Source organism: Nannocystis sp. RBIL2 (assembly GCF_026626745.1).
Taxonomy (GTDB): domain Bacteria; phylum Myxococcota_A; class Polyangia; order Nannocystales; family Nannocystaceae; genus Nannocystis.
Genome location: NZ_JAPNJW010000001.1, coordinates 5,706,909 through 5,730,991, shown reverse-complemented (window position 1 = coordinate 5,730,991; position 24,083 = coordinate 5,706,909). Strand labels below are relative to the sequence as shown.

Annotated in this window: 22 protein-coding genes; 13 read left to right on the top strand and 9 right to left on the bottom strand. The window is 70.6% G+C overall.

Features of this window, described 5'->3' with window-relative positions; translation table 11 throughout:
- Positions 1 to 6: 6 nt before the first annotated feature.
- Positions 7 to 1,317: a hypothetical protein gene (locus OV090_RS22840; protein ID WP_267706244.1), complete on the top strand. Its 1,311-nt coding sequence runs from the start codon at positions 7 to 9 to the stop codon at positions 1,315 to 1,317.
- 241 nt (positions 1,318 to 1,558) lie between these two features.
- On the opposite strand, the gene OV090_RS22835 is transcribed toward OV090_RS22840, so the two are convergent.
- Positions 1,559 to 2,815, bottom strand: coding sequence for an MFS transporter (locus tag OV090_RS22835; RefSeq protein ID WP_267706243.1), 1,257 nt, complete (start codon positions 2,813 to 2,815; stop codon positions 1,559 to 1,561).
- Positions 2,816 to 2,928: 113 nt separating this feature from the next.
- Here OV090_RS22835 and OV090_RS22830 point away from each other — a divergent pair, with 113 nt between their 5' ends.
- The 3 genes from OV090_RS22830 (at position 2,929) to OV090_RS22820 (ending at position 6,553) form a co-directional block, all read left to right on the top strand.
- Complete coding sequence (locus tag OV090_RS22830) at positions 2,929 to 3,354, top strand: ribonuclease III domain-containing protein (RefSeq protein WP_267706242.1); 426 nt, start codon at positions 2,929 to 2,931, stop codon at positions 3,352 to 3,354.
- Positions 3,355 to 3,419: 65 nt separating this feature from the next.
- Positions 3,420 to 4,967 (top strand): hypothetical protein, encoded by a 1,548-nt coding sequence (locus tag OV090_RS22825; protein ID WP_267706241.1) that lies wholly within the window; start codon positions 3,420 to 3,422, stop codon positions 4,965 to 4,967.
- Positions 4,968 to 4,975: 8 nt separating this feature from the next.
- Entirely contained in the window at positions 4,976 to 6,553 is a 1,578-nt protein-coding gene (locus OV090_RS22820) for a hypothetical protein (protein ID WP_267706240.1), read from the top strand.
- Between the two features lie 53 nt (positions 6,554 to 6,606).
- Here OV090_RS22820 and ybaK read toward each other — a convergent pair whose 3' ends face one another.
- From ybaK to OV090_RS22805, 3 genes are read right to left on the bottom strand one after another with little or no spacing between them, the layout of a single operon-like run.
- Positions 6,607 to 7,080, bottom strand: coding sequence for a Cys-tRNA(Pro) deacylase (gene ybaK, locus OV090_RS22815; RefSeq protein WP_267706239.1), 474 nt, complete (start codon positions 7,078 to 7,080; stop codon positions 6,607 to 6,609).
- Positions 7,081 to 7,087: 7 nt separating this feature from the next.
- Positions 7,088 to 8,590, bottom strand: a complete 1,503-nt coding sequence (locus tag OV090_RS22810; protein WP_267706237.1) for a PQQ-dependent sugar dehydrogenase — start codon at positions 8,588 to 8,590, stop codon at positions 7,088 to 7,090.
- Between the two features lie 44 nt (positions 8,591 to 8,634).
- Positions 8,635 to 10,530 carry a serine/threonine protein kinase gene (locus OV090_RS22805; RefSeq protein WP_267706235.1) on the bottom strand — a complete coding sequence of 632 codons (1,896 nt, stop codon included), beginning with the start codon at positions 10,528 to 10,530 and terminating at the stop codon, positions 8,635 to 8,637.
- A gap of 140 nt (positions 10,531 to 10,670) precedes the next feature.
- Between OV090_RS22805 and OV090_RS22800 the strand changes: the two genes are divergently transcribed.
- The 4 genes from OV090_RS22800 to OV090_RS22785 all read left to right on the top strand — a co-directional run bounded on the left by OV090_RS22800 (position 10,671) and on the right by OV090_RS22785 (position 14,450).
- Positions 10,671 to 11,900 carry a trypsin-like peptidase domain-containing protein gene (locus OV090_RS22800; RefSeq protein WP_267706233.1) on the top strand — a complete coding sequence of 410 codons (1,230 nt, stop codon included), beginning with the start codon at positions 10,671 to 10,673 and terminating at the stop codon, positions 11,898 to 11,900.
- Positions 11,901 to 11,921: 21 nt separating this feature from the next.
- A complete protein-coding gene (locus tag OV090_RS22795; RefSeq protein WP_267706232.1) occupies positions 11,922 to 12,890 on the top strand; it encodes an Hsp33 family molecular chaperone HslO in 969 nt (322 codons plus the stop codon).
- Between the two features lie 95 nt (positions 12,891 to 12,985).
- The gene (locus tag OV090_RS22790) at positions 12,986 to 13,894 is read left to right on the top strand and encodes a pseudouridine synthase (RefSeq protein ID WP_267706230.1); all 909 of its coding nucleotides are present in this window, start codon (positions 12,986 to 12,988) and stop codon (positions 13,892 to 13,894) included.
- A 190-nt stretch (positions 13,895 to 14,084) separates the two neighbouring features.
- Positions 14,085 to 14,450 (top strand): hypothetical protein, encoded by a 366-nt coding sequence (locus tag OV090_RS22785; RefSeq protein WP_267706228.1) that lies wholly within the window; start codon positions 14,085 to 14,087, stop codon positions 14,448 to 14,450.
- Positions 14,451 to 14,719: 269 nt separating this feature from the next.
- On the opposite strand, the gene OV090_RS22780 is transcribed toward OV090_RS22785, so the two are convergent.
- Positions 14,720 to 15,667 carry an HDIG domain-containing metalloprotein gene (locus OV090_RS22780; protein WP_267706226.1) on the bottom strand — a complete coding sequence of 316 codons (948 nt, stop codon included), beginning with the start codon at positions 15,665 to 15,667 and terminating at the stop codon, positions 14,720 to 14,722.
- Positions 15,668 to 15,832: 165 nt separating this feature from the next.
- On the opposite strand from OV090_RS22780, the gene OV090_RS22775 reads away from it, so the two are divergent.
- The 3 genes from OV090_RS22775 to OV090_RS22765 all read left to right on the top strand — a co-directional run bounded on the left by OV090_RS22775 (position 15,833) and on the right by OV090_RS22765 (position 17,715).
- Positions 15,833 to 16,537 carry a hypothetical protein gene (locus tag OV090_RS22775; protein WP_267706224.1) on the top strand — a complete coding sequence of 235 codons (705 nt, stop codon included), beginning with the start codon at positions 15,833 to 15,835 and terminating at the stop codon, positions 16,535 to 16,537.
- A 30-nt stretch (positions 16,538 to 16,567) separates the two neighbouring features.
- Entirely contained in the window at positions 16,568 to 16,870 is a 303-nt protein-coding gene (locus OV090_RS22770) for a glutaredoxin domain-containing protein (RefSeq protein WP_267706222.1), read from the top strand.
- Between the two features lie 143 nt (positions 16,871 to 17,013).
- The gene (locus OV090_RS22765) at positions 17,014 to 17,715 is read left to right on the top strand and encodes an MYXO-CTERM sorting domain-containing protein (RefSeq protein WP_267706221.1); all 702 of its coding nucleotides are present in this window, start codon (positions 17,014 to 17,016) and stop codon (positions 17,713 to 17,715) included.
- Positions 17,716 to 17,898: 183 nt separating this feature from the next.
- Here OV090_RS22765 and OV090_RS22760 read toward each other — a convergent pair whose 3' ends face one another.
- Entirely contained in the window at positions 17,899 to 18,858 is a 960-nt protein-coding gene (locus tag OV090_RS22760) for an AraC family transcriptional regulator (RefSeq protein ID WP_267706220.1), read from the bottom strand.
- Positions 18,859 to 18,959: 101 nt separating this feature from the next.
- Between OV090_RS22760 and OV090_RS22755 the strand changes: the two genes are divergently transcribed.
- Positions 18,960 to 19,346 (top strand): nuclear transport factor 2 family protein, encoded by a 387-nt coding sequence (locus tag OV090_RS22755; RefSeq protein WP_267706219.1) that lies wholly within the window; start codon positions 18,960 to 18,962, stop codon positions 19,344 to 19,346.
- 24 nt (positions 19,347 to 19,370) lie between these two features.
- Here OV090_RS22755 and OV090_RS22750 read toward each other — a convergent pair whose 3' ends face one another.
- From OV090_RS22750 to OV090_RS50810, 3 genes are all read right to left on the bottom strand, one after another.
- Positions 19,371 to 19,940 carry a thioredoxin family protein gene (locus OV090_RS22750; RefSeq protein ID WP_267706218.1) on the bottom strand — a complete coding sequence of 190 codons (570 nt, stop codon included), beginning with the start codon at positions 19,938 to 19,940 and terminating at the stop codon, positions 19,371 to 19,373.
- Between the two features lie 10 nt (positions 19,941 to 19,950).
- Complete coding sequence (locus tag OV090_RS22745) at positions 19,951 to 21,009, bottom strand: type I asparaginase (protein ID WP_267706217.1); 1,059 nt, start codon at positions 21,007 to 21,009, stop codon at positions 19,951 to 19,953.
- Between the two features lie 210 nt (positions 21,010 to 21,219).
- Positions 21,220 to 22,236 carry a WYL domain-containing protein gene (locus tag OV090_RS50810; protein WP_267706216.1) on the bottom strand — a complete coding sequence of 339 codons (1,017 nt, stop codon included), beginning with the start codon at positions 22,234 to 22,236 and terminating at the stop codon, positions 21,220 to 21,222.
- Positions 22,237 to 22,697: 461 nt separating this feature from the next.
- Here OV090_RS50810 and OV090_RS22735 point away from each other — a divergent pair, with 461 nt between their 5' ends.
- Positions 22,698 to 24,044 (top strand): AarF/ABC1/UbiB kinase family protein, encoded by a 1,347-nt coding sequence (locus OV090_RS22735; protein WP_267706215.1) that lies wholly within the window; start codon positions 22,698 to 22,700, stop codon positions 24,042 to 24,044.
- The last annotated feature ends 39 nt before the right edge of the window (positions 24,045 to 24,083 follow it).

The following is a 24,083-nucleotide window of genomic DNA, read 5'->3' as shown; positions in this document are numbered from 1 at the left end:
CGCCGCATGGCCGTCATCAGCTTCGACTGCCCCAACTGCGGCGCCAAGCTCCAGCCCGACGACAGCAAGCGGAGCGCTCGTTGTCAGTACTGCGGCGCCAACTTCGACCTGCCGCGCACCACCGCGGTGCAGCCGCAGCACGTGCGCGCCGGCACCCAGGCGGCCCCCAAGGTCGTCGGCGCGCTGGTCAGCGGCGTGGCGACGATGGTGGTGCTCGGCGTCGCCACCTCCTATCTCGTGATGTCGCCGGCGACCTCGTCCTCGATCACGCAGGCGCTGGTGCCCACGACCCCGGGCGCCCCGGCCCAGACGCCGACGATCGGCGGCCCGCCGGTCAAGGCCGACCCGATGCGCAACGAGGCCGACTTCATGTGGGACGAGGTCGGCGGCCCGCCGATCGTCGTGACCATCGACGGCAAGGAGCACATCGTCGGTCGCCTGCGCGTGCGCCCCGACGACCAGCTCCACGTCGCAGTGTTCGCGGCCGACGACGGCGTCCAGCGCTACCGCGTCGGCCCGTTCGGCAGCTACGGCGAGGCCTACCGCGCGACCCACTTCAGCGTGGTCGGCGAGCGCCTGTTCGTCACCGACTTCCGCGGCAAGCTCAAGGCGTTCGACCTGGCCAGCGGCAAGTCGGTGCAGGAGATCGCGCTGACCGATCGCGCCGAGCGCTTCTGCCTGCTCGATGAGACAGCCGAGAGCCCGCGCCTGTACCTCGCGCTGGTCGACCGGCGCCAGTTCCTGGTCGACGTGGCCACGCCGGCGCTCAAGGAGGAGAAGCTGCCGCGGACCTGCGAGGCGAAGAACGTGTGGAGCCCGCGCGGCGGAGATCCATCGCTGTCGACGAGCGAGCGACTGCGCCGCGCGCCGAAGGTCGAGGGCGTCGACGTCTCGGGGGTGCACCTCGACGGCACGCTGGGGGTCGCGCGCGGCGTGAAGTCGCCGGGCACCGCCTATCCGATGGTCTTCGGCTTCGACCCCGCGTCGCGCGAGGTCCGGTGGAAGAGCCCCGTGCCCGCGGTCGACCTCGCCTCCGTGCGCGAGCGCGACAACGAACAGGACATCCTGGCCGGGGGTCGCTACTTCGGCACCTACGGCGAGGGCCCCGAGCACTGGCACCTCGTCGCCTTCGACGCGAAGACCGGCGATCGTCTGTGGGACAACAAGCTGCGCAGCATTTTCGCGGTCGACTGGTTGCGCGGCATCGAGGCCACCGCGAACCATGTCTTCCTGGTGCGCATGAGCTCCGTCGAGGTCTACGACGCCGCAACCGGTGCGCTCAAGGCCACGATCGGCGACGAGAGCTACGACGGTTGACGCCGTACGTCGCCTGTCGCAAAGGCCACATGAGGTCCGGCGGTGCCTTGTCGCTGCCGCGCGCGGTTGCTAGCATCGATGATGCGCAGAAGCAGCGCGAAGTAGATAGCTGAGGGACGGACACTGCGAGGGCCCGCGCGGGCGCCGGACGGAAGTCGGACGGTCGCGCCCGGCCTGCGGCCCACAAGGACATAAGGACATGTCCTTGTGGGCAGCGATTGTTCGCTACCACGGCGCTACGCTAGGGCTGGCCCTCGACGAATTTTTTGATGTCCTTCTCGGCGGTGCGCACTGCGATGAAGCAGCAGGTCGCCGCGAGGATCAGCGTCGACGACGTCACGAGGAACGTCTGCTGCGAGCCGTAGATGTCGGCGACCTTGCCGAACAGCGGCGGCGCGGCCATGTCGCCGAGGAAGTGCAGGATGAACACCGCCAGCGCGTAGGCCATCGCCCGCTGCGTGCCGGGCACGACGTTGGCGATCTGGGTGTTGACCGACGGCATGCACAGGAACAGGCAGGTCGCGCCGACGCCGAGCGCGGGCAGGAAGATCGCCCGGCTCTCGGTCGAGAAGCCGATGAAGAAGGCCGGCAGCGCCAGGGCGTAGGCGATGCCGGCGAGCAGGGCGTAGGCGCCGCGGGTGCGGCGGGCCAGGCGGTCGCCGAGCAGGCCGGCCAGGCCCGAGCCGATGAGGCCGCCGACGAGGCCGATCACCCCGAGCGCCAGCGACGCCTCGACCTTCGTCATGCCGCGCTCTTTCTGGAAGAACTCGATGCTGTAGTGGAGGATCGGCACCAGGATCATCACCGCGAACGCCTGCGCGAGGATGATCAGCATCAGCGTCTTGTTGCGCAGCAGGGCCAGGTACGACTTGACCCCAGAGACATGTTCTTCGGGACCTGTCCCGGACTGTCCGGCGCGCGGCGGCTCGGCGAGCATGGCGATCAGGATCGCCACCAGCAGCCCGGGCGCGCCGGCCACGAAGAACGCGTTCTGCCAGCTGCCCGAGTAGTGGGTGACGAGGCCGCCGATCAGGTAGCCGGCGGTGCCGCCGAGCGGCATGCCGAGGAAGAACAGGGCCAGCGCGCGGCCGCGGACGCGGTCGGAGAAGTAGTCGGCGACCAGCGTCGGGCCGATGACGAGGCATCCGGCCTCGCCGACGCCGATCAAGAAGCGCGACAGGAACAGCCCCGTCTTGCCGGTCGCCAGGCCCGAGCCGATCGTCGCCAGCGACCAGATGAACACGCACGCGGCGAAGATCATGGTGCGGCGGTAGCGTCCGGCCCAGTAGCCGATCAGCGGCGCGAACACCATGTAGCCGAGCGTGAAGGCGGACCACAGCATGCCGAACTCCGCCTTGTCCATGGCGAAGGCGCCCTTGATCTCGACCTCGAGCGCGCTCACCACCTGGCGGTCGGCGTAGTTGAGGAAGTTGGCGAAGAACACGACCGCGAGCGCGTACGCCAGATACCGGGAGGAGAAGCGGGGGCGCTCGGCCATGGGCGGCCGGAGCATAGCGCTGCCCGGCAGCGTCACCGACGCCGACCCGCAGTTCGTACGTGCAAGGGCTCACGCGCGGGTGTGCGCGCCTCTGGACTATCCTGCGCCGCGCCATGGACCTGCGCGGCAGATCGATCCGCACCCTCGCCTGGCTCGGCGACGCCGAGTTCGAGCGGGAGGTCCGACTTCGCCTCGCGCTGCGGGGCGACTACCCGACCGACCGGCTTCACGCCATGAAGGCCCGGATCGTCTGCGCCGAGGCGCAGGCCGAGCTGCTCGCGGCCATCGAGCCCGAGCTCGACGACGACGAGGCCGGGGTCGTGCGGCGCGGCCGCAACGTCAATCTCAAGGCCTCCGGCCGCGGCGTGCGGGACGTGCGGGCTTACCGCGCGGCGACCGGCCTCGAGGCCTTGGTCGCTTACTGGTGTTTCGGCGACCCCGCGGTGCGCGGCCGCTTCGAGGCGCTGGTGGTGCCTCGCCTGGAGGCGGCGATCGACGCGGTATTGGCGTCCCAGGCGGCCGTACGCAGGTCTTCGTAGCCTGGCGGCGGGGGCGATGATATTTTGCCGTGGGGCGGCCCGGGCCGGTCCTGGAGGCATTGTACATGCACGCGCTGGCGCGCACGGCCGCGGCGGGGCTCGTCGTTGCGAGCCTGTCCTGTCGGACATCCGAGAACCCGGCCGCGACCGAGACCACCGGCGACACCGGCACCGCGAGCGGCGGCGAGCCGAACGACGGCTCGCGGGCCACTCTGGTCCACACCTACGGGCTCACCACGCTCGCGGCCTTCGAGGAGACCGAGCCGTGCGTGCAGTGGACGCTGCACAACGACCAGCCGCTGTACGTCAACGCCGTCACGCTGGTCAACGACGGCGGCTTCCACCACAGCAACTGGCTGACTGTCCCGGAGGACAAGTTCACGGGCGAGGACGGGTTCTTCCGCTGCTCCGACCGCGGCTACTCCGAGCTCGAGGCCGCGCTCTCGGGCACCGTCGTGTTCGCCCAGTCGACCCAGTCGCGCAGCGAGGTCCAGCAGCTCCCGCCCGGCGTGGTCATCAAGATCCCGCCGCGTCACAAGATCATCGCCGGCGTCCACCTGCTCAACCTCGCCAGCGTCGCCATCGAGACCGAGCTGCGCATGGCCCTCGACATCATCCACCCGCGCGACGTCGAGGTCCTGGTCGCCCCGTTTCGCCTGACCTACTACGACCTCGACATCCCGCCGAACCGGCGCAGCCGCTTCACCGGCACTTGCAAGATCAGGGCGCCCTACGTCGGCGCGGTCGGCGGCGAGTTCGACCTCAAGCTCTACCACGTCCTGCCGCACACCCATTACCTCGGCGACCACTTCCGCCTCGAGAAGTTCGACGCCGACGGCAACAGCGAGGTCGTGTTCGAGAAGACCGGCTTCAACGCCGACGCCGGCGGCAAGGCGTTCGATCCGCCGCTCGACCTCAACGGCAGCGAGGGCCTGCGCTTCTCGTGCGGCTTCGACAACTGGCGCGACGTGTCCATCGGCTGGGGCATCGGCGACCAGGAGATGTGCGTGATGCTCGGCCTCGCCGACAGCCGCGCGATCATGGACATCAGCGTCCTCGTCAACTCGAAGCCGACCGGCGTCGAGGGCGACGTGCTGCTCCACGAGGGCCCGTGCCAGGCGCTCGCCTTCCCCGAGAACGGCGCCCAGACCGAGCCCACCGCGGAAGAGAAGGCCGGGCCGCTGTACGTCCCGCCGGGCGACCCCGGCGACGTCGACCTCGAGCCGCTCAAGCAGTGCGTCGACGCCGATCCGAGCACGCCGTCCAAGGGCGCGCCGAGCCTCCGCGGCATCGCCGGCGCCATCTTCGCACCGGGCTGCGTGTTCTCGTCGTGTCACGACGCCAAGCAACCCGCGGCCGGCCTCGACTTGCAGTCGCCGGGCCTGCACGAGCGCTTGCTCGCGCACGAGGTCGCGGCCCGGGTCGATGTCCCGCTCGTCGCTCCCGGCGACGCCGAGGGCAGCTGGCTGTACCGCATCGTCTCGCGCTGTGACCCGACCGACAGCGAAGGCCAGACGGTCCGACACATGCCCTACAACGCGCCCACCCTGCTCACCGACGGCGCCGTCGCGCTGATCCGCGCGTGGATCAACGCCGGCGCCGAGAATAATTGAGTACTGCCATGACCCGTCGTTCGCTCGTCGTCCTCGCCCTCGTGTGCGGCTGTCTCCGACCTGGCTCTTCGGACAGCGAGGGGACCACCACCGCGACCACCTCCGAGACGGCGACCGGCACCACCGGCGACCCGACGCCGCCGCCGTCGACTACCGGCGAGCCGGCGACCGAGACCGCGACGGTGGTCCACAGCTTCGGCAGCTACTTGATGACGCCGTACCTCGAGATCGAGCCGTGCGTGCAGTGGACGCTGCACAACGACGAGGCGATCTACGTCAACGCGGTGACGCTGGTCAACGACGGCGGGTTCCACCACAGCAACTGGTTCGCGGTGCCGGAGGAGGTGTTCCCCGGCGAGGACGGGTTCTGGGACTGCGCCTCGCGCAGCTACAACGAGATCACCGCCGCGGTCGAGGGCACGGTGCTGTTCGCTCAGTCGACCCAGTCGCGCCAGGAGGTCATGCAGCTGCCGGCGGGCGCGGTCATCAAGATCCCCGCGCGGCACAAGATCATCGCCGGCACCCACCTGCTCAACCTCGGCAGCACCGACCTCGACTCCGAGCTGCGGATGGCGCTCGACATCATCCACCCGCGCGACATCGGCGCGGTGCTGGCGGCGATGCACCTCGACTACCGCGACCTGGCGATCCCCGCGAACAAGCACAGCCGCTTCACCGGCAACTGCTCGTTCAAGGCGACCTTCGAGAAGTCGACCGGCCAGCCGTTCGACATGAAGCTCTACTACGTGCTCCCGCACTACCACTACCTCGGTGAGTACTTCGGCCTGCAGGTCCTCGGCGGCGCGCGCGACGGCGAGTTCCTGTTCAAGCTCGACGGCTTCAACGGCGGCGCCAACGGAGCCGCGTTCGACCCCCCCGTCGACCTGTCCGACGCCGAGGGCCTGCGCTTCGCCTGCGGTTTCAATAACTGGCTGGGCAAGGAGATCGGCTACGGCATCGGCGACCAGGAGATGTGCATGATGCTCGGCCTCGTCGACGCGCGGGTGATGATCGAGTCGCGCGTCAGCGAGGGCTCGCAGCTGGTCGGCGTCGACGACGACGTGGTGCTGCACGAGGCCGAGTGCGCCAACTATGCCGTGTTCAAGAACCCGGCCCAGGGCCCGCCGACGCCGGAGGAGATCGCCCGGCCGCTCTACGTGCCGCCGACCGATCCGGGCGACGTCGACCTCGATCCGACCAAGAGCTGCAGCGACAGCGCGTCGACTGCCGCGCCCGACACGCCCACCACGCTGGCCAGCGTGCGCGACTCGATCTTCAACCCGAGCTGCACCTTCTCGTCGTGCCACGACGCCTCGGCCCCCGCCGCCGGCCTCGACCTGCAGACGGCCGAGGGCCTCGGCGCCCGCCTGCTCGCCCACGAGGTCGTCGCCGACACGCCCGACCCGCTCGTCACTCCCGGCGACCCGCAGGCGAGCTGGCTGTACCGGCTGGTCGCCGAGTGCGAGCCGCAGAACGGCAACGGCGCAGTGGTCCGCCACATGCCTTTCAACGCCCCGACCCTGCTGCCCGACCCGCTGGTCGCCAAGCTGCGCGCGTGGATCGAGGCCGGCGCGCTCGACGACTGATTCTTCTGGGAAGATGAGACATGCCCGAGAGGGCATGTCCCATCGCGCATGTCCTAAACGTCCTGTACGAGCGGACAGAGAGTCGCCCGGGTCGCGCGCACGTAGTCATCGGGGTGCAGCACGATCTGCAGCCCGCGCGTCCCCGCCGACACCGCGATCTTTTCAAAGAGAATCGCGGTCTCGTCGAGGTAGACCGGATAGTCTTTCTTGCCGGCCAGGGCCGTGACCCCGCCGCGGACGTAGCCGGTCAGCGGCGTCACCTCGCGCAGGGCGACCAGCTCGATCCGCCGGTCGCCGCTGGCGCGCGCGAGCGCCTTGAGGTCGAGGTGGCCGTCGCCCGGGACGACCGCCAGGCACACGCCGTTGCGGTCGCCGCGGGCGATCAACGTCTTAAACACCTGCTCGGGCGGCAGGCCGACCAGGGCTGCGACCTCGGCCGCCTTGAGGTGCTCGGCATCGACCGGGTAGGGCCGCAGCTCGTAGTCGATGCCGAGGTTGTCGAGGATCCTGGCGGCGTTGGTCTTCACGTTCGCGTCACTGCGGGACGACCCGCAGGATCTTGCCGTCGACGGGGGCGTTGAAGCCGTCGAGCTGGACGACGGTGAACAGAACGTCACCGAAGCCGTTGCTGCCGGAGCCGAGGATTCTGTCCTCCTGGCCGGCGACGTTGCCGAGGAGCTCGACGTTGGTGCCGTCCCAGTTGAGGGCGTAGACCCCGCCGGAGCAGTAGTCGCCGTAGAAGTAGGTGCCGTTCCACTCGGGCACCTCGCAGCTGCGATAGACGGTGCCGCCGGTGATCGAGCAGCCCTCGCCGTGGTTGTACTCGGCGATCGGAGTGGTGAGGCCCTGGTCGTTGACCTCGTTGACGCCCTTGCCGTCGTCGCAACCGCCGTTGAAGCAGTGGTTGCCCTCCATCAGGCTCCAGCCGTAGTCGGCGCCGGCCGCGACGACGCTGACCTCTTCCCACTGGTTCTGGCCGACGTCGGCGGCGTACAGCGTGCCGTCCTCGTCGAAGGAGAAGCGCCACGGGTTGCGGAAGCCCCACGCGTAGACCTCGGGCGCGAACTCGGGGTCGTTCACGAACGGGTTGTCGGCGGGCACCGTGTAGTCGAAGCCGTCGAGCATCTCGCACTGGCCGCACGGCTCGTTGCTGTCGGGCGTGCCGTCGGGCTCGACGTCGATGCGGAGGATCTTGGCGTGCAGCGACTGCTTGTCGCGGCCGGTGTCGAACTGGTCGTCGGCGCCGCCGCCGTCGCCCATGCCGATGTACAGCATGCCGTCGGGCCCGAACTCGATCATGCCGCCGTTGTGATTGCTGGCCGGCTGTGAGATGGCGATGACGAGCCGCTCGGACGCCGGGTCGACCTTGTTGGGGTCGTTGGGGTCGAGCTTGAACTCGGCCACGTACGTCGGCCCGGGGCCCTGCCACATGCCCGGGTTGTAGTTGACGAAGATCCGCGGGTCGGCGGGGAAGTTCGGGTGGAAGTCGAAGCCGAGCAGACCCTGCTCGGGGCCGATCTGGTTCGGCACCTTGTTCTTGACGTCGATGTCGAGGAAGCTCTCGTCCGGGGCGGTGTTCTGCCCGGGCTCGAGGATCTTGATCCGGCCGCCCTGCTCGAGCACGAACAGGCGCTCGGGGTCGCTGGGATCGGCGCGCACCTGGAGCGGGCGGTCGAAGCCGGTGGCGACGACCTCGAGCGCGAAGCCGGGGCGACCGGGCACCGGGGTGTAGGGACACGCGGGCTCGCCGGTGGTGGTCGAGGTGCCGTCGGTGGTCAGGTCGACGGTGGTGGTCGACGTCGGCGGGGTTTCGGTGGTGGGACCGGCGGTGGTCGGATCGACCGTCGAGGTGGCGGTCGCGGTGCCGTCGGTGCTCGTGCCGGTCGTCGTCGAGGTGTCCGTGGTCCCGGCGGTGCTGTCGGTGGTGGGACCGGTGGAGGTCGAGGTGTCGGTGCCGGAGGCCTTGCTGTCGTCACCGCACGCGAGCAGCGTGACGCAAGGGAGAAGGGTGAGGCGGACGAAGTTCTGCCAAGACATGGCGGGCAGCCTAACACACGCCTGGGCGCGCCTGCGCGCCGCACTCACTTGAGCGCGACGCAGGTGACGTCGATCTTCGGCGTGTTGGGAGCGACCTCTTCGACCGCGCCGGTGTTGGTGTCGACGACCTTGACTCGACCCGCGCTCATCTCGCTGGTCCACACCTTGCGATTGGCGAGCTTGGGGTTCTTGCGGAACTTCAGCACCTCGCCGCTCTTGGGCAGACGCCAGGTCTTGAGGCCGGCCTCGGTCGAGCTGTCGCAGTGCTCCTTGGCCTTCTCCCACAGCATCTTGCCCGGCAGACGCAGGCCGGGCACGTCAGCGTCGCTGATCAGCTCCTTCGGCTTGGGCGTCGGCTTCTTGGTGTCCTCTTTCTTGTCTTCCTTGTCTTCTTTGGTGTCGGGCGGCGTGTCGACCTTGGTATCGGGCGGCGTGTCGACCTTGGTATCGGGCGGCGTTTCGACCTTGGTGTCGGGCGTCGGCGGCGTTTCGACCTTGGTCTCGGGGGTCGGCGTCGTCTTGGTCTCGGTGCCCGCAGTGCCGGCGCTGACGACCTCGGGCGGAGGCGGCGGTGTGACGCTCGCCTTCGGCTTCATCATGATGAACACGCCGACTCCGGCGCCGCCGAGCACGAGCAGCACCACGAGGATGAGGACGCCCTTGCCGCCGCCGCTGCTCGTCGGCATCGGCGGCTGGGTGCTGGTCCCCTCGCCGCGGCCGAGCGACCACGACTCCTCCGCGGCGGGGCCCCGGCTGAGCTCGCCGGACCAGGTCGGCTTGTTGCTCGCTGGCTGGAAGGTCGGCGGCTGCGAGCTCGGCGGACCGCCGGTGATGAGAGTCGCCACCGGCGGCGCGAAGCCGGGGTTCGACGTCGGCGGCGGCCCGCCGGTGATCACGGTCGAGGCCTGCGGCGGCGGCACGGACGACGGCGCGCCCGTCATCGGCGCCGAGGTCATCGGCGGCGCGTGGGTGTGCGAGGCCATCGCCGGCAGCGGCGCGCCGAGCTGCTCGAACGGCGCGAGCGCGGCCGACAGCTCGGAGCACGAGGCGAAGCGGTCGTTCGCCTCCTTGGCCAGGCAGCGCTCGACCACGGCGACGAGGCCGGGCGGCACGTGCGGCGCGAGCTGGGCGATCGGCGCCGGCTGCTTGGTCGAGACCGCGACGAGGATCGCGGCCATCGTCGCGCCGCTGAACGCGTCGGCGCCGGTCAGCGCCTTGTACAGGATCGCTCCCATCGCCCAGATGTCGGTGCGGTGGTCGACCCCGGCCGCGCCCTCGGTCTGCTCGGGCGACATGTACTCGGGCGTGCCCATCAGCACGCCGGCGCTGGTGCGCCCGCCGCCCTCGGTGCCGCCCTGCGAGAACTTCGAGATGCCGAAGTCCATGAGCTTGACCAGCAGGTGCCCGGGCGAGGGCTCGTGGAGGAAGATGTTCTCGGGCTTGAGGTCGCGGTGGACGATGCCGACCGCGTGCGCGGCGTCGAGGCCGATGAGCGCCTGACGGAGGATGAGCACCGCGAGGCCGGGGTCGACCTGACCTGTCTGTTGGACCAGCTCACCGAGCGAGCGCCCGTTGAGCATCTCGAGCACGATGTAGGGCCCGAGGACGCTCTGGCCGAAGTCGTAGATGTCGCAGATGTGCGGGTTGCCGATCTGCCCGGCCGCGGTGGCCTCGTTCTTGAAGCGGTCGAGGATGCCCGGGTTGCCCGCGAACTCGGGGTGCATCAGCTTGATGGCGACCGCCTTGCGCACGCGGATGTTCTGCGCCCGCCACACGGCCCCCATGCCGCCGGCCCCCAGCAGCTTGGTGAACCTGAATTTGCCGTCCAGCAGCCTGCCTTCGAGCGGCAGGACCTTCCCCGCGGTCGGGCACACGAACACGTCTTCCGGGTGCGACTGCTGGCAGAAGGGGCAAGGGACTGGCGCGGCGGCACCGTTCATGGTCGGCAAGGTATATCACGGCGCTGGGCGAAACCCGCCTGCGCGGCTTCGGCCTGCACATAAATGCAGCCCTCACGGCCGTCAGCGGGTGCAGCAGGCCCTTGCGGACGCCGGGCGGGCGCCTAAAACAGAGCCCAGCCATGGCCGCCTCACGCCGTACTTTGCTGTCTTCGTCCCTGGTCCTCCTCGGCTGCCTCACGGTGTTGCCGGGCATGACCGAGTGCCAGGCTGCAGCGCCGCCGTCGCCCCAGTCCGAGACGGTCGCAGTGTCCGCCCCCGCGCCGCGAGAGATCGCCCCGGACATGGGCGCGCACGCCACGCTGACGGGGCTCGCAGCCGCACCAGCGCAGCCGCAGGCGACGCCCGAGGTCAAGGCACCGTCGCCGGCCGCGCGCCTCGAAGCTGAACAAAACGTCATCGACGTGTTCCGCGCCGCCGCGCCCGCCACCGTGTTCGTGACGCAGAAGCGGCTGGTCCGCGACTACTCGATGCGCGCGCTCGAGGTCCCCGCCGGCTCGGGCACCGGCTTCGTCTGGGACACGCAGGGCCACGTCGTCACCAACTACCACGTGGTCGACGCCGGCCGCGCGCGCGGCACCTACAGCGTCACGCTCTACAGCCAGAAGACCTACGACGCCCAGCTGCTCGGCGGCGATCCCAACAAGGACATCGCGGTGCTCAAGCTGATCGACTGCGACGAGCCGCTGACGCCGATCCGCGTGCTCCCGCAGGGCGGCCCGCTCGAGGTCGGTCAGACCGCGATCGCCATCGGCAACCCGTTCGGCCTCGACCACACGCTGACCACCGGCGTGGTCTCGGCGATCGGCCGCGAGGTCCAGGGTTACGGCGGCGTCACCATCCGCGACATGATCCAGACCGACGCCTCGATCAACCCCGGCAACTCCGGAGGCCCGCTGCTCGACAGCGGCGCCCACCTCATCGGCATGAACACGATGATCTTCAGCAAGACCGGCAGCAGCGCCGGCATCGGCTTCGCGGTGCCGGTGGCCACGGTGCGCCGCGTGGTCCCGCAGATCATCGACAAGGGTCGCGTCGAGCACCCCGGCCTCGGCATCGAGCCGCTGGCCGACGCCTACGCCGCGCGCGTCGGCGTCAAGGGCGTCGTCATCACGCGCACGGTCGCCGGCGGCCCCGCCGCCAAGGCAGGCATCCGCGGGCTGTCGCAGGACCGCACCGGCGAGATCTTGCTCGGCGACATCATCGTCGGCATCAACGAGCACAAGGTGAAGAACTACGACGACCTGTACAACGCCCTCGACCGCTACAAGGTCGGCGACGAGGTCGAGGTCAAGCTGGTCCGCGAGGGCGCGCCCGCCAGCGTGCGCCTCAACTTGATCGACCTGCCCTGAGCGGCGCGCTACCCTCTCGCCGTGGACGTGCTCCTCCGCGCAATCGCCGCTGCGCCCGACTCCGACTCGCCCGAAGTGCCGGCGATGCGCACTCTGGCGGCCGTCACCACCGACCTGGTCCAGGAGTCGTGTCGTCGCCACGGCATCCGCGGTCTCGAGGCGATCGCGCTGGGTCGGGCGCTCACCGCCGGCTGTCTGCTGACCACGCTGACGAAGTCACCCGCGGAGCGCCTGCGGGTCGACGCCCGCTGCTTCTCCGACCTGCCCGGGGCGGGCGGCGGCGACGGCGAGCCCGGCGGTTTCCTCCTCGACGCCCGCGGCGACGGCACCGTGCGCGGCTGCCTGCGCCGCGGCTTCGGCGACTCGCCGCTGCAGGCCACGCTCGAGCGCGCGATGGGCCGCCTGCCGCTGTCGCCGTTCCTCGGCCGGCGCGGCGCGCTCACCGTCACCCGCGACTTCGACCTGTCCGCAGAGACAGACTCGCGCTACCAGGGCACCGTCGAGCTGGTCGCCGGCGAGGTCGACCTCGACCTCGAGCACTACCTCAACACCAGCGAGCAGGTGCCGTCGCTGCTGCGCTGCGAGGTGCTGCTCGACGCGGCCGGCGGGGTGCTGCGCGCGGGCGGGATCCTGTGCCAGACGCTGCCCGGCAACGACGGCGAAGTGCTGGCGCCGCTGCGCGAGCGGCTGGCCGGCGAGGCGCTGTCGTCGTTTCTGCTGCTGCCGCGCGCGCCGGCCGAGCTGCTACGCTTCGCCCTCGGCGACGCCCCGTTCGAGGTCGTCGGCGAGACGCCGCTGGCGTTCCGCTGCAACTGCGGGCCGGCGATGGCCCGCGACATCGCCGCCATGCTCGGCGCCGACGACATCGACGCCCTCGCCGGCGAGCGCGAGGTCACCGAGATCCGCTGCTCCTACTGCGGCGAGCGCTACCTCCTCACCGCCGCCGACCTGCGCGAGCTGGCCGACGAGCTGCGCCTCCGGCGGTCGTAGGCCATGTCCATGCAGTCACGTCCTCTCCAGCAGGCCTCGTCGCATCTGGCTCTCCGACCATGCCCGAAGGGGCATGTCTTGAAGGGCATGTCCGTATGAACGGGTCCGAAGAGCCGACGCAGCCGGGGCCGGCCACGCAGTCGGCGGAGCGAGTGCGGGTGCGGGTGATCTCGATGGAGGACGGGATGACCCTGCGCCAGCTGCTGGGCCGGCGCCTCGGCCTGGGCGTCACGCGGGCGTCCGACCTCATCCGCGCCGGCGGGGTCTACATCGGCAACGTCCGCACCTGCATCCCGACCCTGCGCGTGCGCGAGGGCGAGCGGGTCACCATCTACGCCAGCGCGTCGAGCGTCGAGCCGCTCGCGCCCGAGAGCCTGGTCGTCGTCCACCGCGACGAGCACTGCGTCATCGTCGACAAGCCTCACGGCGTCCCGGCGGCGGCCACCCGCGAGGGCAGCCGCGGGGCGGTAAGTCACGCGCTGGTCCAGCTGCTCGCGCGCGACGGCGTCCTGCGGCCCTACGTCGGCCTCGTCCACGCGCTCGAGCCCGGCGCGGCCGGCCTGGCGCTGTTCACCGCCCGCGGCCAGGAGCGGTCGAGCTTCCTGCCCAAGTTCAGCGAGCTCGACATGCTCCGCGTCTACCGTGCCAGGCTTTCAGGACATGTCCCGGAGGTCATGGTCTGCGAGACATCTCTGGTGAAGACGAGCGCAGGCGTCCGCCTGGCGCGCCCCGAGGACCGCGAGGTGATGGCGGCGCGCACGGAGTTTCGTCCGCTGGCCGCGGAGGACGGCGCGACGCTGGTCGAGGTCGAGCTGCGGCGCGGGCCGACCGAGCAGATCTCGCTGCACGCGCAGGCGCTGGAGCGGCCCATCGTCGGTCGCGCGGCGGCCGGCGAGGTGCTCGAGCTGGCGTGCGTGCGTCTCGCCTTCACTCACCCGCTGACCGGCGTCGCGGTCGACGTGCGCGCCGAGCCGCCGCCCTGGGCCAATCCGGGCGCGGATTGAGCCCGGCTTGCCGGTCATCGAGGTCGGGTCGCTGCTGGCGCTTCTCGGTCCGTCCGGCGATGTCCTCGCTCGCGCCCGCTCGTCCTCGGCCGGCATCGCGGGTCGAGCGAGCTGGATGAGCCCGCTCGAGACTCCCAGCGTCGTCACCGCCGGCGCCGGCTGTTATCCTCGGCGCAAGGACGCAAGACTGATGGATCTCAAGACGATCACCGCCACCCTCGCTCTCCTCGGACTTGGCGCGGGCGCGTGCGGCGGCGAGGCGAAGAAGGACGCCAAGGAAGCCGCCCCCGCCAAGGCTGCCGACCCCACGCCGGCCGACGTGAAGCCGGCCGACGCGAAGCCGGTCGACGCGAAGCCGGTCGACGCCAAGCCCGCGGACGCCAAGTCCGGCGAGATGAAGTGCGGCGAGGGCAAGTGCGGCGAGGGCAGCTGCGGCGGCGCCAAGCACGGTGACGGCAAGGCCGCCGACGGCAAGGCGATCCCCGTCGACGGCGCGCCCGCGGCAGGCGGCACGGCCCCGGCCGACGCCAAGGCCGTCGACGGCAAGAAGACCTGAGCGAGCGCGGAGTGAACTGTCCTTCGGGACAGTTTTGTTCATCGATGCGCTGCCCCTTGCGGCAGCCCGCTGCGATGGAATGAGCTGTCTCTCGGGACAGCATCAAACGCCAGAGAGCTGTCCCGGGGGGCAGCTCGTTGTCTTGGAGGCGCTGCCTCGCGGAGCTGCTCAATGCGCCGACGACGACGGCCGCGGCGCTTTGGGGCCCGAGACTCGTCGGGCCCGATCGGCGCGAATTATCGCAAGGACGATCTGTCCCGGGAGACAGCTCAGGTTGTCGGTCCGGCGAGCTCGGTCAACAGCCCGCGCTCGCGCACGACCCCGACATAATACTCCGCCGGCTGACCGGCCTCGATCTCGCCGGCCTCGCACAGGGCCGTCAGGCGGTTGCGCAGCAGGCCGATGATCTTGCCAGGCGCGAGGCCCAGCTCGCGGATCAGCACGTCGCCGACGCCCGAGGGCAGCGGGGGCACACGGGCGTCGAGCTCGGCGATCTCGCGGATCCGCCGGCTCAGTTCGCTGATGAAGAAGAGGCAGCGCTGGCGCTTGCCCGGGCGCTTGCTCGTCACGTCGGCGCGCGACAGGTCGAGCAGGTCGGTGAGCAGCGGGCCCATCTCGTGGGCGAAGCGCCGCACGGCCGCGTCGGTCCAGCCGCCGTCGTACTGACCCGGCCGCAGGTGATGGAGGATGAGCAGCTCGACCTGCTCGCGCAGCTCGGGGGGGAAGCCGATCCGGCGGGCCGGGCCGCGCCGGTACATGCGAACGCCCTCCTCCGCGTGGCCGTGGAACGTGACCTTGCCCGGGCCGACGAAGCGGCGGGTCGTGACCTTGCCGATGTCGTGCAGGACCGCCGCCCAGCGGACGGCCGGGCGCGGCACCGACTGGCGCACCACCGCCTTCGTGTGCTCCCAGACGTCCTTGTGCCGGCGGCCGCCCTCCTGGGAGAACGCGACCGTCGCGTCGAGCTCGGGCAGCAGGTGGACCAGGAGGCCGGCGTCGCGGAGCCACTGCATCGCGACCTCGGGGTAGCGGCCACAGAACGCCTCGCTGAGCCGTTCGAAGGCCTCTCGCGGGTCGATGGCCGCCACCCGTTCGGCGCAGGCGGCGATCTGCGCAGTGAGCGCGATTTCGGGGATCTCCCCGGTTTTGCCGGCCTGGACGGCCGGTGCGAGCAATTCGCCGGGGGAGGGGAGGAGCGGGACGACGGCTGCGGACACGGGACTTCGCGGCCCGACGATGTCGGGTGCCGCAGCATAGCAGGAGCCCTCGCCGCCGTAGTTACAGGACATTTGTGTGAGTGGACCGCCTGCGAAGTACAGTTGGGCTTGCGGTGCGCGTAAATCGCCGGCAACCTAGACCGGCACGCTCCTGCGAGCAGCACCATGGCGGCCAACCAGTCCCCCCAGCTCGGCTACAACCACAACATCCCGCACCGGGGGCGGCTCTATCACGTGCAGACCGAGGATTCGGGCATTCAGAAGGCCCACATCTTCACGCACGTGTTCTACGACGGCACGATCATCTCCACCAACAAGGTCGACTATCGCGACCGGTTGGAGAGCGAAAACCTCGACGCGGTGATCGTCGCGGCGATGCAGGACTCGCACAAGTCGATGATCCGCCAGCTGCGCAGCGGGTCGTTCGACGAGCGGATCATCAAGTACATCGGCGCCCACCCCGAGGCCTCCAACAAGCCCGAGGTCGCCGCGCCGGTGGTGCAGGAGAAGGCGCCGGCGAAGCGGCCCGATCGGCGGCCGCCGCCCGAGCCGCGCGAGGTCGTGCCGCAGGGTCCGCCGCTGGCCGCGGGTGAGCCCGGTCCGACCCTCGATCCCACGCTCGGTCACGTCGTGTTCACCGCCCCCGAGGCGCAGGCCCAGGTGGCCGCCTCGGCCGCGGGTCAGGGTCCGCCGCGTCCGAGCCGCGGGCCGAGCCGCGTCGGACGGCGCCCGATCGGCGGCATCGGCGGACAGGGCGTCACCGCGGGCACGCCCATCGCTCAGCGGCGCGACGTCATCGTCGGCAAGTTTGCCAGCGAGCACCAGCACAAGCTCGACGACGAGATCCTCGCCCTGCTCGCCGAGGACTGATTCTCTGCTACACCCTCGGCGAGAACCGCCATGGGTGTCGCCGAGGCCATCACTGAATTCAAGACGCCGGAGCAGCTCGGCGCCGACGTCGTGTTGTACGTGACCGACACGTGCGGGTACTGCCGCATGGCCGAGTCGTTGCTGCGACGGCGCGATATCGCGTTCGTCGCCGTCGACGTGTCCGACCTGCCCGAGGCCCGCAGCTGGCTGATCGAGAGCACCGGCCGCCGCACGGTCCCGCAGATCTTCATCAAGAATCAGAGCATCGGCGGCTTCACGGAGCTGGCGGCGATGGACCGCAGCGGAGCCCTGGCGACGGCCCTGGGCGGCTGAGCCCGCGCGTTTTGCACGTGCTTTCGCTCCGGGGGGCGCGGCAGCGAGACGTATTTTGGGGTTCACAGTCCCCGACGCGGGCTGTGCTACCCTCCGTCCCGACCGCCATGACAAGCACACCGCGCATCAACTTCCTTCGACGCTTGACGCTCTCCTCGGCGTTCGCGCTGGCCGCGCTCAGCAGCGCCGCGGCTTACGCGGGCGAGGTGAAAGTCGGCGCCACTCCGATCGAGATCGACGGCACCGGCAAGATCACCGCCAAGGGCAAGTCGGCCGTCGTCGACACGCTCGACGAGGTGCCCGGCGAGGATCGCTGGATCGCCTACGTCCACGCCAAGCTCGAGAACCCGGCGCCCGGCCCGCTCTACATCGAGTTCTTCCAGGAGCTCGACGGCAACAAGTCGTCGGTGTGGCGCCACGACGAGAACGACTTCGCCGGCGACAAGTGGTTCTACGGCGAGCTCGAGCTCGACGGCCGCAAGGGCTTCAACAAGAACCGCACCTACGACATCAAGGTCACGCAGGTCAACGCCAAGGGCAAGGAGCTCACCCTCGCCAGCGGCAAGATCAAGCTGATCAAGAGCGGCAAGAAGCCCGAAGCCGCGAAGGAAGACGAGACGAAAGAGGACGAGGCCGCGGCCGAGCAGGACGCGCACGACTCCCTCGGCGGCGACGGCGACGGCGGCGGCGGCAGCAGCACGCCCGCCCCGGACTCCGCCAGCGAGGGCCCGCCCCCGGTCGAGAAGAAGAAGGGCTGCTCCGTCGACGCCGACGGCAACGCCTGGAACGGCGCGATGGTCCTCCTGGCCCTCGGCGCCGGCTTCATCCTCCGCCGCCGCCGCTAGGCTCGCTGCCGGCGAAGCCCGAGGGAACCCTGGCCCTCGGGCAGCTCGGCGGGAGCTTCAGAGCGGAAGAGCCTGGTCTTCGGGTCAGGCTCCGTAGCGACGTCGATGGCGTGTGCAAGCGCTTTGGGACATGTGCGTTGCGCCATGTCCTGAAGCGCAGGCGATCTGCGTCGGGGCGACGATCTACGTCGTGTCGGAAGTGCCAGGCGCGGCGCGGCGGAACGCGCCCGGCCCCACGCCCACGTACCTTTTAAAGGTTTTGCTGAAGGCGGCCTCCGACGTGTAACCGACCTGCTCGGCGAGCTGCGCCAGGGACAGCTCGGCGTCGCGGAGCAGCGTCATCGCCCGGGCGACGCGACAGCGCGTCAGGTAGCGCGCGGGAGACTCGCCGACGAGGACGCCGAAGCGCTCGGTGAAGACGGTGCGCGACAGGCCGACGCGGGCGGCGATGCCCGTCACCGTCCACGGCCGGGCGAACTCGCGGTGGAGGAGCGCCACCGCGGCGCCGATCTGCGGGTCGCGGAGGGCGTCGAGCCAGCCGGGCGGCGCGTTCGTCGGCGCCTGGAAGTGCGCGCGGACGGCCTGCACGAACAGGATGTCGAGCAGTCGATCGAGCAGCAGCTTGCGGCCGGGGCTGGTGGTGTGGACCTCGTGGTCAAGCAGGGCCAGAGTCGAGCGTAGCCACGCAGTGTGCGGCTCGGCCGGATCGGCGTCGTGTGCTCGCACCAGCAGCACCGGCGGCAGCGCGTCGAGCAGCGCCCGCCCGCTCTCGTCGTCGAAGAAGACCGCGCCGCACAGCAACGTCGTCACCGGACCGTCGCCGCCGTGCGTCAGCCGGCCCTCGGCGTCCACTGGCGACACTGCCAGCATCTCCTCGAGCGTCGGCGTCGGCGAGCCCGGGCTGTCTCGCACCGAGTACGCGTTGCCACCGGGGATGATGGCGAGATCGCCGGGGCCGAGGCTCAGGGGCGCGGGGAGGTTCTTCAATTCGAGCAGCAGGCTGCCGCCCAGGACCAGATTGAAGCTCGCCGGGCTGCGGCCCTCGACGCGGAAGCCCCACGGCGCGCGCATCGTCGACTGACAGAAGACGCGGCTGCGCAGGCGCACATTTTTTAAAATGTCGCTGAGGGGGTCGATCGTCATGGCCGCGGCGACGCCATCTTGCCCGAGCCGCGCGACGAACGGACAGAGATCGCGGACGTTCGCACATGGCGCCGGCCGGGCGCCGGCGGCACGTTTACGCCATGAACAGCGAATTGAAGGCGACGAACAGCGCGAGGGAGACGGTGATCGAGTTCGAGGCCGCGTGGCAGCGCGGCGACTACGCGACGGTGCGGCGACTGCTGGCCGACGACGTGACCTTCGCCGGTCCGTTCGAGACGGTGCACGGCGCCGACGCCTACGTCGCCTCGCTGGCGCGGGCCGGAGAGCGACTCGAGCGGATGGAGGTCCGGAAGATCTTCGCGGACGCCGGCGACGTGGCCGTCTTCTGCGACCTGGTGATGAAGGCGCCGCTCCCGACCTCCTTCGTCGCCCGCTGGTACACCGTCGAGGACGGCAAGATCCGCGCGGCCCGGGTCGTGTTCGACGCGCGGCCCTTCGTGTCCGCTGCTCCGCCGGCCCGCTCGTGAAGGATCGGCGCGGCCTGCTCGCGGCTAGGTCGCGCTCTTTGGCCGCGTGTCGGCCAGCCAGTGGGCCAGGGTCGGCTCGATCTTCGCAGCCTCGAGGCGCTCGATCGCCTGCTTCATCTCCTCGCGGGGCTTGCCCTCGTCGTCGAGCAACATCAGCAGCGGATACGAGCCCGTCTGGCCGACCCAGCGGCGGCGCAATTCATTAAATTCGTCCATGCGGGCGGCCGCGCTCCAGTCCTCCTCCTTGAGCTCGAGGAACCGGACGTCGCCGATCTCCGCGGCCGGGTGGCGGTTGCCGAGCTCCTGCTCGAGCTCGCGGCACGGCTCGCACCAGTCGGCGCTGAACAGCACCGCCACGCGCTTGCCCTCCGCCAGCGCTTGCGCCCGCAGGCGGTCGAACATCGCGGCCAGGGTCTCCTCGTCGCGCGGTCGCAGGCGCCGCAGGTCGTAGCCGATCAGCGCCTCGCCGGCCGGTTTGGCCGCGGGCTTGGCCGGAGCGGCGGCGGCCGGCGCGGGAGCCGGCTCCGAGCTGCACCCAAGAACAGGTGCCAAAAGACATGCACAAACGGACAGGCTTATGAACAGGTCACGCATCGTCGCACCTTCACGAGACGGTCGCGCTCGCGGGGTCCGGCGTCATCTCGCCGGCGAGGTCTTGTTGCATGCGCGCGCGGACGGCGGCCGGCGGCAGGCCGGAGGCGAGCAGGCAGTAGAGCTTGGTGAGGGCGGCCTCGGGGGTCATGTCGAAGCCGGACAATACGCCGGCGCGGGCGAGCGCGGCGCCGGTGCTGTAGGTGGTCTGGCGGACCGAGCCGCCGTGGCACTGCGAGCAGTTGACGATCACCACCTCGCGCGGCGGCGCGGCGCTGCGGGCGATCGCCGACAGCAGCGCCTGGTCGCGGCTGGGCGCGTTGCCGACGCCGTAGGTCTCGAGCACCAGCGCCTCGAGCGGGGGCTCGAGCAGCTTCGACATCATCGCCGCGCCGATGCCGGGGAACAGGCGCACGGAGGCGACCTCGGGCCGGCGCACCTGCGGGAGCATCGTGAGGCCGGCCGCGCCGGCGCTACCTGGCTTTCGGACCAGGTGGCGCGCGACCTCGATGCCGACCCCGACGTGGGCGAGCGGCGGGAGGTTGCCGCTGTCGAAGGCGACGAAGTCGAGGTTGTGGACCTTCTGGGCCCGGTTGCCGCGCAGGAGGCGAGAGGCGAAGTAAATGCAGACTTCGGGGATCTCGCAAGTACCGGCGAGCAGGATGGCGGTGATGATGTGCTCGCGGCCGTCGCTGCGGACGTGGGTGAGGCTGAGCTGCGAGCCGGTGAGGATGACCGGCTTGGCCAGGCCGGGCAGCAGGAAGCTCAGCGCCGAGGCGGTGTAGGCCATCGTGTCGGTGCCGTGGACGACCACGAAGCCGGTGTAGTCGGCGTAGCGGGCGGCGATGGCCTCGGCGATCCGGACCCAGTCCTCCGGCGCCATGTCGGCCGAGTCGAGCAGCGGCTCGAGCGAGACGACGTCGAAGGCCGGTAGCTCGGGGCGGCGCAGCTCGGGCATCGCGTCCATGTACTCGCCGAGGAACCCCGGCTGCGGCGCGTAGCCGGTCTCGGTGCGGACCATGCCGATGGTGCCGCCGACGTGCAGGACGCAGACTCGCGGGCGCGTGCTCACGCGCGGATGATAGCAAAAGGAGGCGGGGGACCCACGCGACGACCTGCGTCGCATGGGTCCCCCGCCGGGGCCTGAGGTCACCACGACTCCAAGCCCGAAAGGCCAGCTTCGGCCCCGGGGCGATGGAGTCACCCTCCCAGAGTCAATCTCCCCTCGACCTCGCGGAGGAGCTTGCCACGGGCGCTTGATCCGCGGCAGACAACGCGGCGCTCACGCCTGCGCGATGTGGCGATCGAGGCGGTCGAGGAAGGCGCGCGCGTCGCTGACGACCTCCTCGCGCAGCTCGGTCGGCTCGATCGACTCGAGGCCGTCGACGATCGTGAACAGCCGCCGCGCGAACTCGCGACACGAGTGATACGGCACCTTGCGCTCGAGCAGCTCGCCAGGCTCGATCCACTTGTCCTCCTGGCCGGGGTCCCACACGAGGTTGGCGATCCAGCGGGCCACGCCGCCGCGCACGCGCAAGGTAGCGACGCCGGGGCGATCGCTGTCGATGCCGTAGCCCGGCTCCGAGCCGCCCCACAGGTTGCTCTTGGTCGGCACGGCCTCGCGCGGGGTCTGGCCCGGGAGCACGCGCGCGTGGACGATCTGCGCGACCCGGAAGCTGCGCGCGTCGCCGGTCGTCCGCGAGAACGCGCGCATGTACATCACGCCGTCGTGCAGCCGCAGCTGCCACGGCTCGACGTCATGCGTCTTGCGCGTGCCCGACCACGGGCTGTCGTACTCGATGCGCACCACGCCCGAGCCGACCGCCTGCAGCAGCTTCGACACCAGCCGCGAGTCGACCCGCGTGCCGGTGGTCATCGTCGCGGTGACGCTCTTCGGCCGCACCTTGGCGGCGCTCTTCTGCGTCTCCTCGACCGCGGCGTCCATCTGCTCGACCAGCCGCTTGACGCGAGCGTTGAGCTCGGCGTCGGCGACCGGCTGCAGCAGCGCCGAGGCGAACACCACCGCTGCGAGATCCTCCGGGTCCGGGTCGGTCAGCGGCAGCGTGAACTTGTCGTCGAGCAGCTTCCACACCTTGCTCGCGTGCACGAACTCGAGCGGCGCGTCCCACTCCTCGCGCATGTACTTGAGCGCCCGCTGCACCGTGACGCCGGCGACGCCGGCCTTGGTGGACAGCGTCTCCTTGGTCGCGCCGTCGCCGTTCTCTCGCAAGTAGCGGAGGATGAAGCGCGCGGTCTCCTGGACGGTCCTCGACGAGTCTGGCTTCGCTTCGCGGGTCACGGTCTGCTCCGTCGCCCATCCTACAGGCTCGCGGGCCCGGCGGCGCGGGCTCCTCGCAAGGCCGGGCGGGCGGGCCCCTGGCCCCGCGAGCGCCCGGACCCCAGCTCCGCGGGGCGTTCGGCCCGATCTCGGCACGATCGGCCGATCTGCGGCGTTCGGAGCGCCACCTCGGCGAGGGCGTGGCGCCGCGGCCGCGAGCCAGCGCACACGGGGACGCGGGTAATCACTCCCTCGACCGCGAGCGGCGATACGGGACGAACTTGTTCGTAGGAACATGTCCCTGAGGACATCTATTCCGACCGGAAGACCTGTCCCGAAGGACATCTGCGTCAGGTCCGCCGGCGGCGGTCAGGTCACGGCTCGGTGGCGGCGAGGCCCACGGGCGCGCGCCTGCGACGCGCGGGCGCGTGGGCTTGCGCGGGCCTGAGCGGGCGGGCAGAGTAAGAGGAGCGAGCGGCGCGATGAACGAGGGCCCGGTCACCAAGGGGAGGCGCTTCTTCAAGCTCGCCGGCATGACCGCGCAGGTCGCAGGCAGCTACGCGAAGACGCGGATCAAGGGCCTGTTCCAGTCGGAAGAGGACGCCGAGCGCGAGCGCAACGCGGCCCACGAGCTCAACGGTAGCCGCATCGCCCGGACCCTCGGCGAGCTCAAGGGCGCGGTGATGAAGGTCGGGCAGATGGCGTCGATCGCCAGCGACATGCTGCCGAAGGAGCTGGCGGAGGCGCTGCGCTCGCTGCAGCGGCAGGCTCCGCCGGTCGACTTCGCGGTGATCGCCCGCCAGATCGAGAGCGAGCTGGGCGCCGCGCCCGAGGTCCTCTTCAAAAACTTCGAGGTCGAGCCGTTCGCGGCGGCCTCGATCGGCCAGGTCCACCGCGCGACCACCGACGACGGCCGCGAGGTCGTGGTCAAGGTGCAGTACCCGGGCGTCGACGGCGCCGTCGACTCCGACCTGGCGCAGCTCAAGTTCGCCCTCAAGGCCGGCGGGTTCGTCAAGCGCGCCACCGGGCTGGTCGACGTGAAGCAGCAGAGCCTCGACGAGGTGTTCGCGGAGATCCGCGCTCGCCTGGTGGAAGAGCTCGACTACTGCAACGAGGCCGACAACGTCCGCCGCTTCGGCGAGATCCACCGCGGCGACGCGCACATCATCGTGCCCGAGGTGGTGGGCGAGCGCTCGTCGCAGCGCGTGCTCACCCTGACCTTCGAGCCAGGTGACCGCATCGACGAGCTCGATGAACGCGGCTACTCGCAGGAGGTCCGCGACCGGATCGGCGACAACCTGTTCCGCGCGCTGGCGGCCCAGCTGTTCGAGCACCGGATCCTGCACGCCGACCCGAACCCGGGCAACCTGGCGTTCCGCCCGAACGGCGAGATCGTCCTGTACGACTTCGGCTGCGTGAAGCAGGTGCGGCCGGAGATCGCCGCGGCCTACGCGAAGACGATCCGCTGCGGGATCGCCGAGGACTGGGACGGGGTCGACGAGGCCCTGCGCGAGCTCGGCGTGCGCAACCCCGAGGGTCCGCCGGTCGAGCCGGCTTTTTATAAGCAGTGGCGCGACACCCTGGCGCTGCCGTTCCTCACCGGCGAGCCGTTCGACTACGCCCGCGCCACCCTGCACGAGGACGTGATTCGCCTGATCCCCGCGGCCATCAAGCGCATGGCCTCGTTCCAGCCGCCGCGCGAGATCATCTTCATCGACCGCGCGATCGCCGGCCACTTCGGCAACCTCCGCCGCGTCCGCGCCCGCAGCCGCGTGCTCGACATGGTCCAGCCGTACCTCGACGTCGCGCTGGCCAACGCGCCGGAGTAATGCTGTCTTTCGGGGCATGTGCCATCGCACATGCCCTGA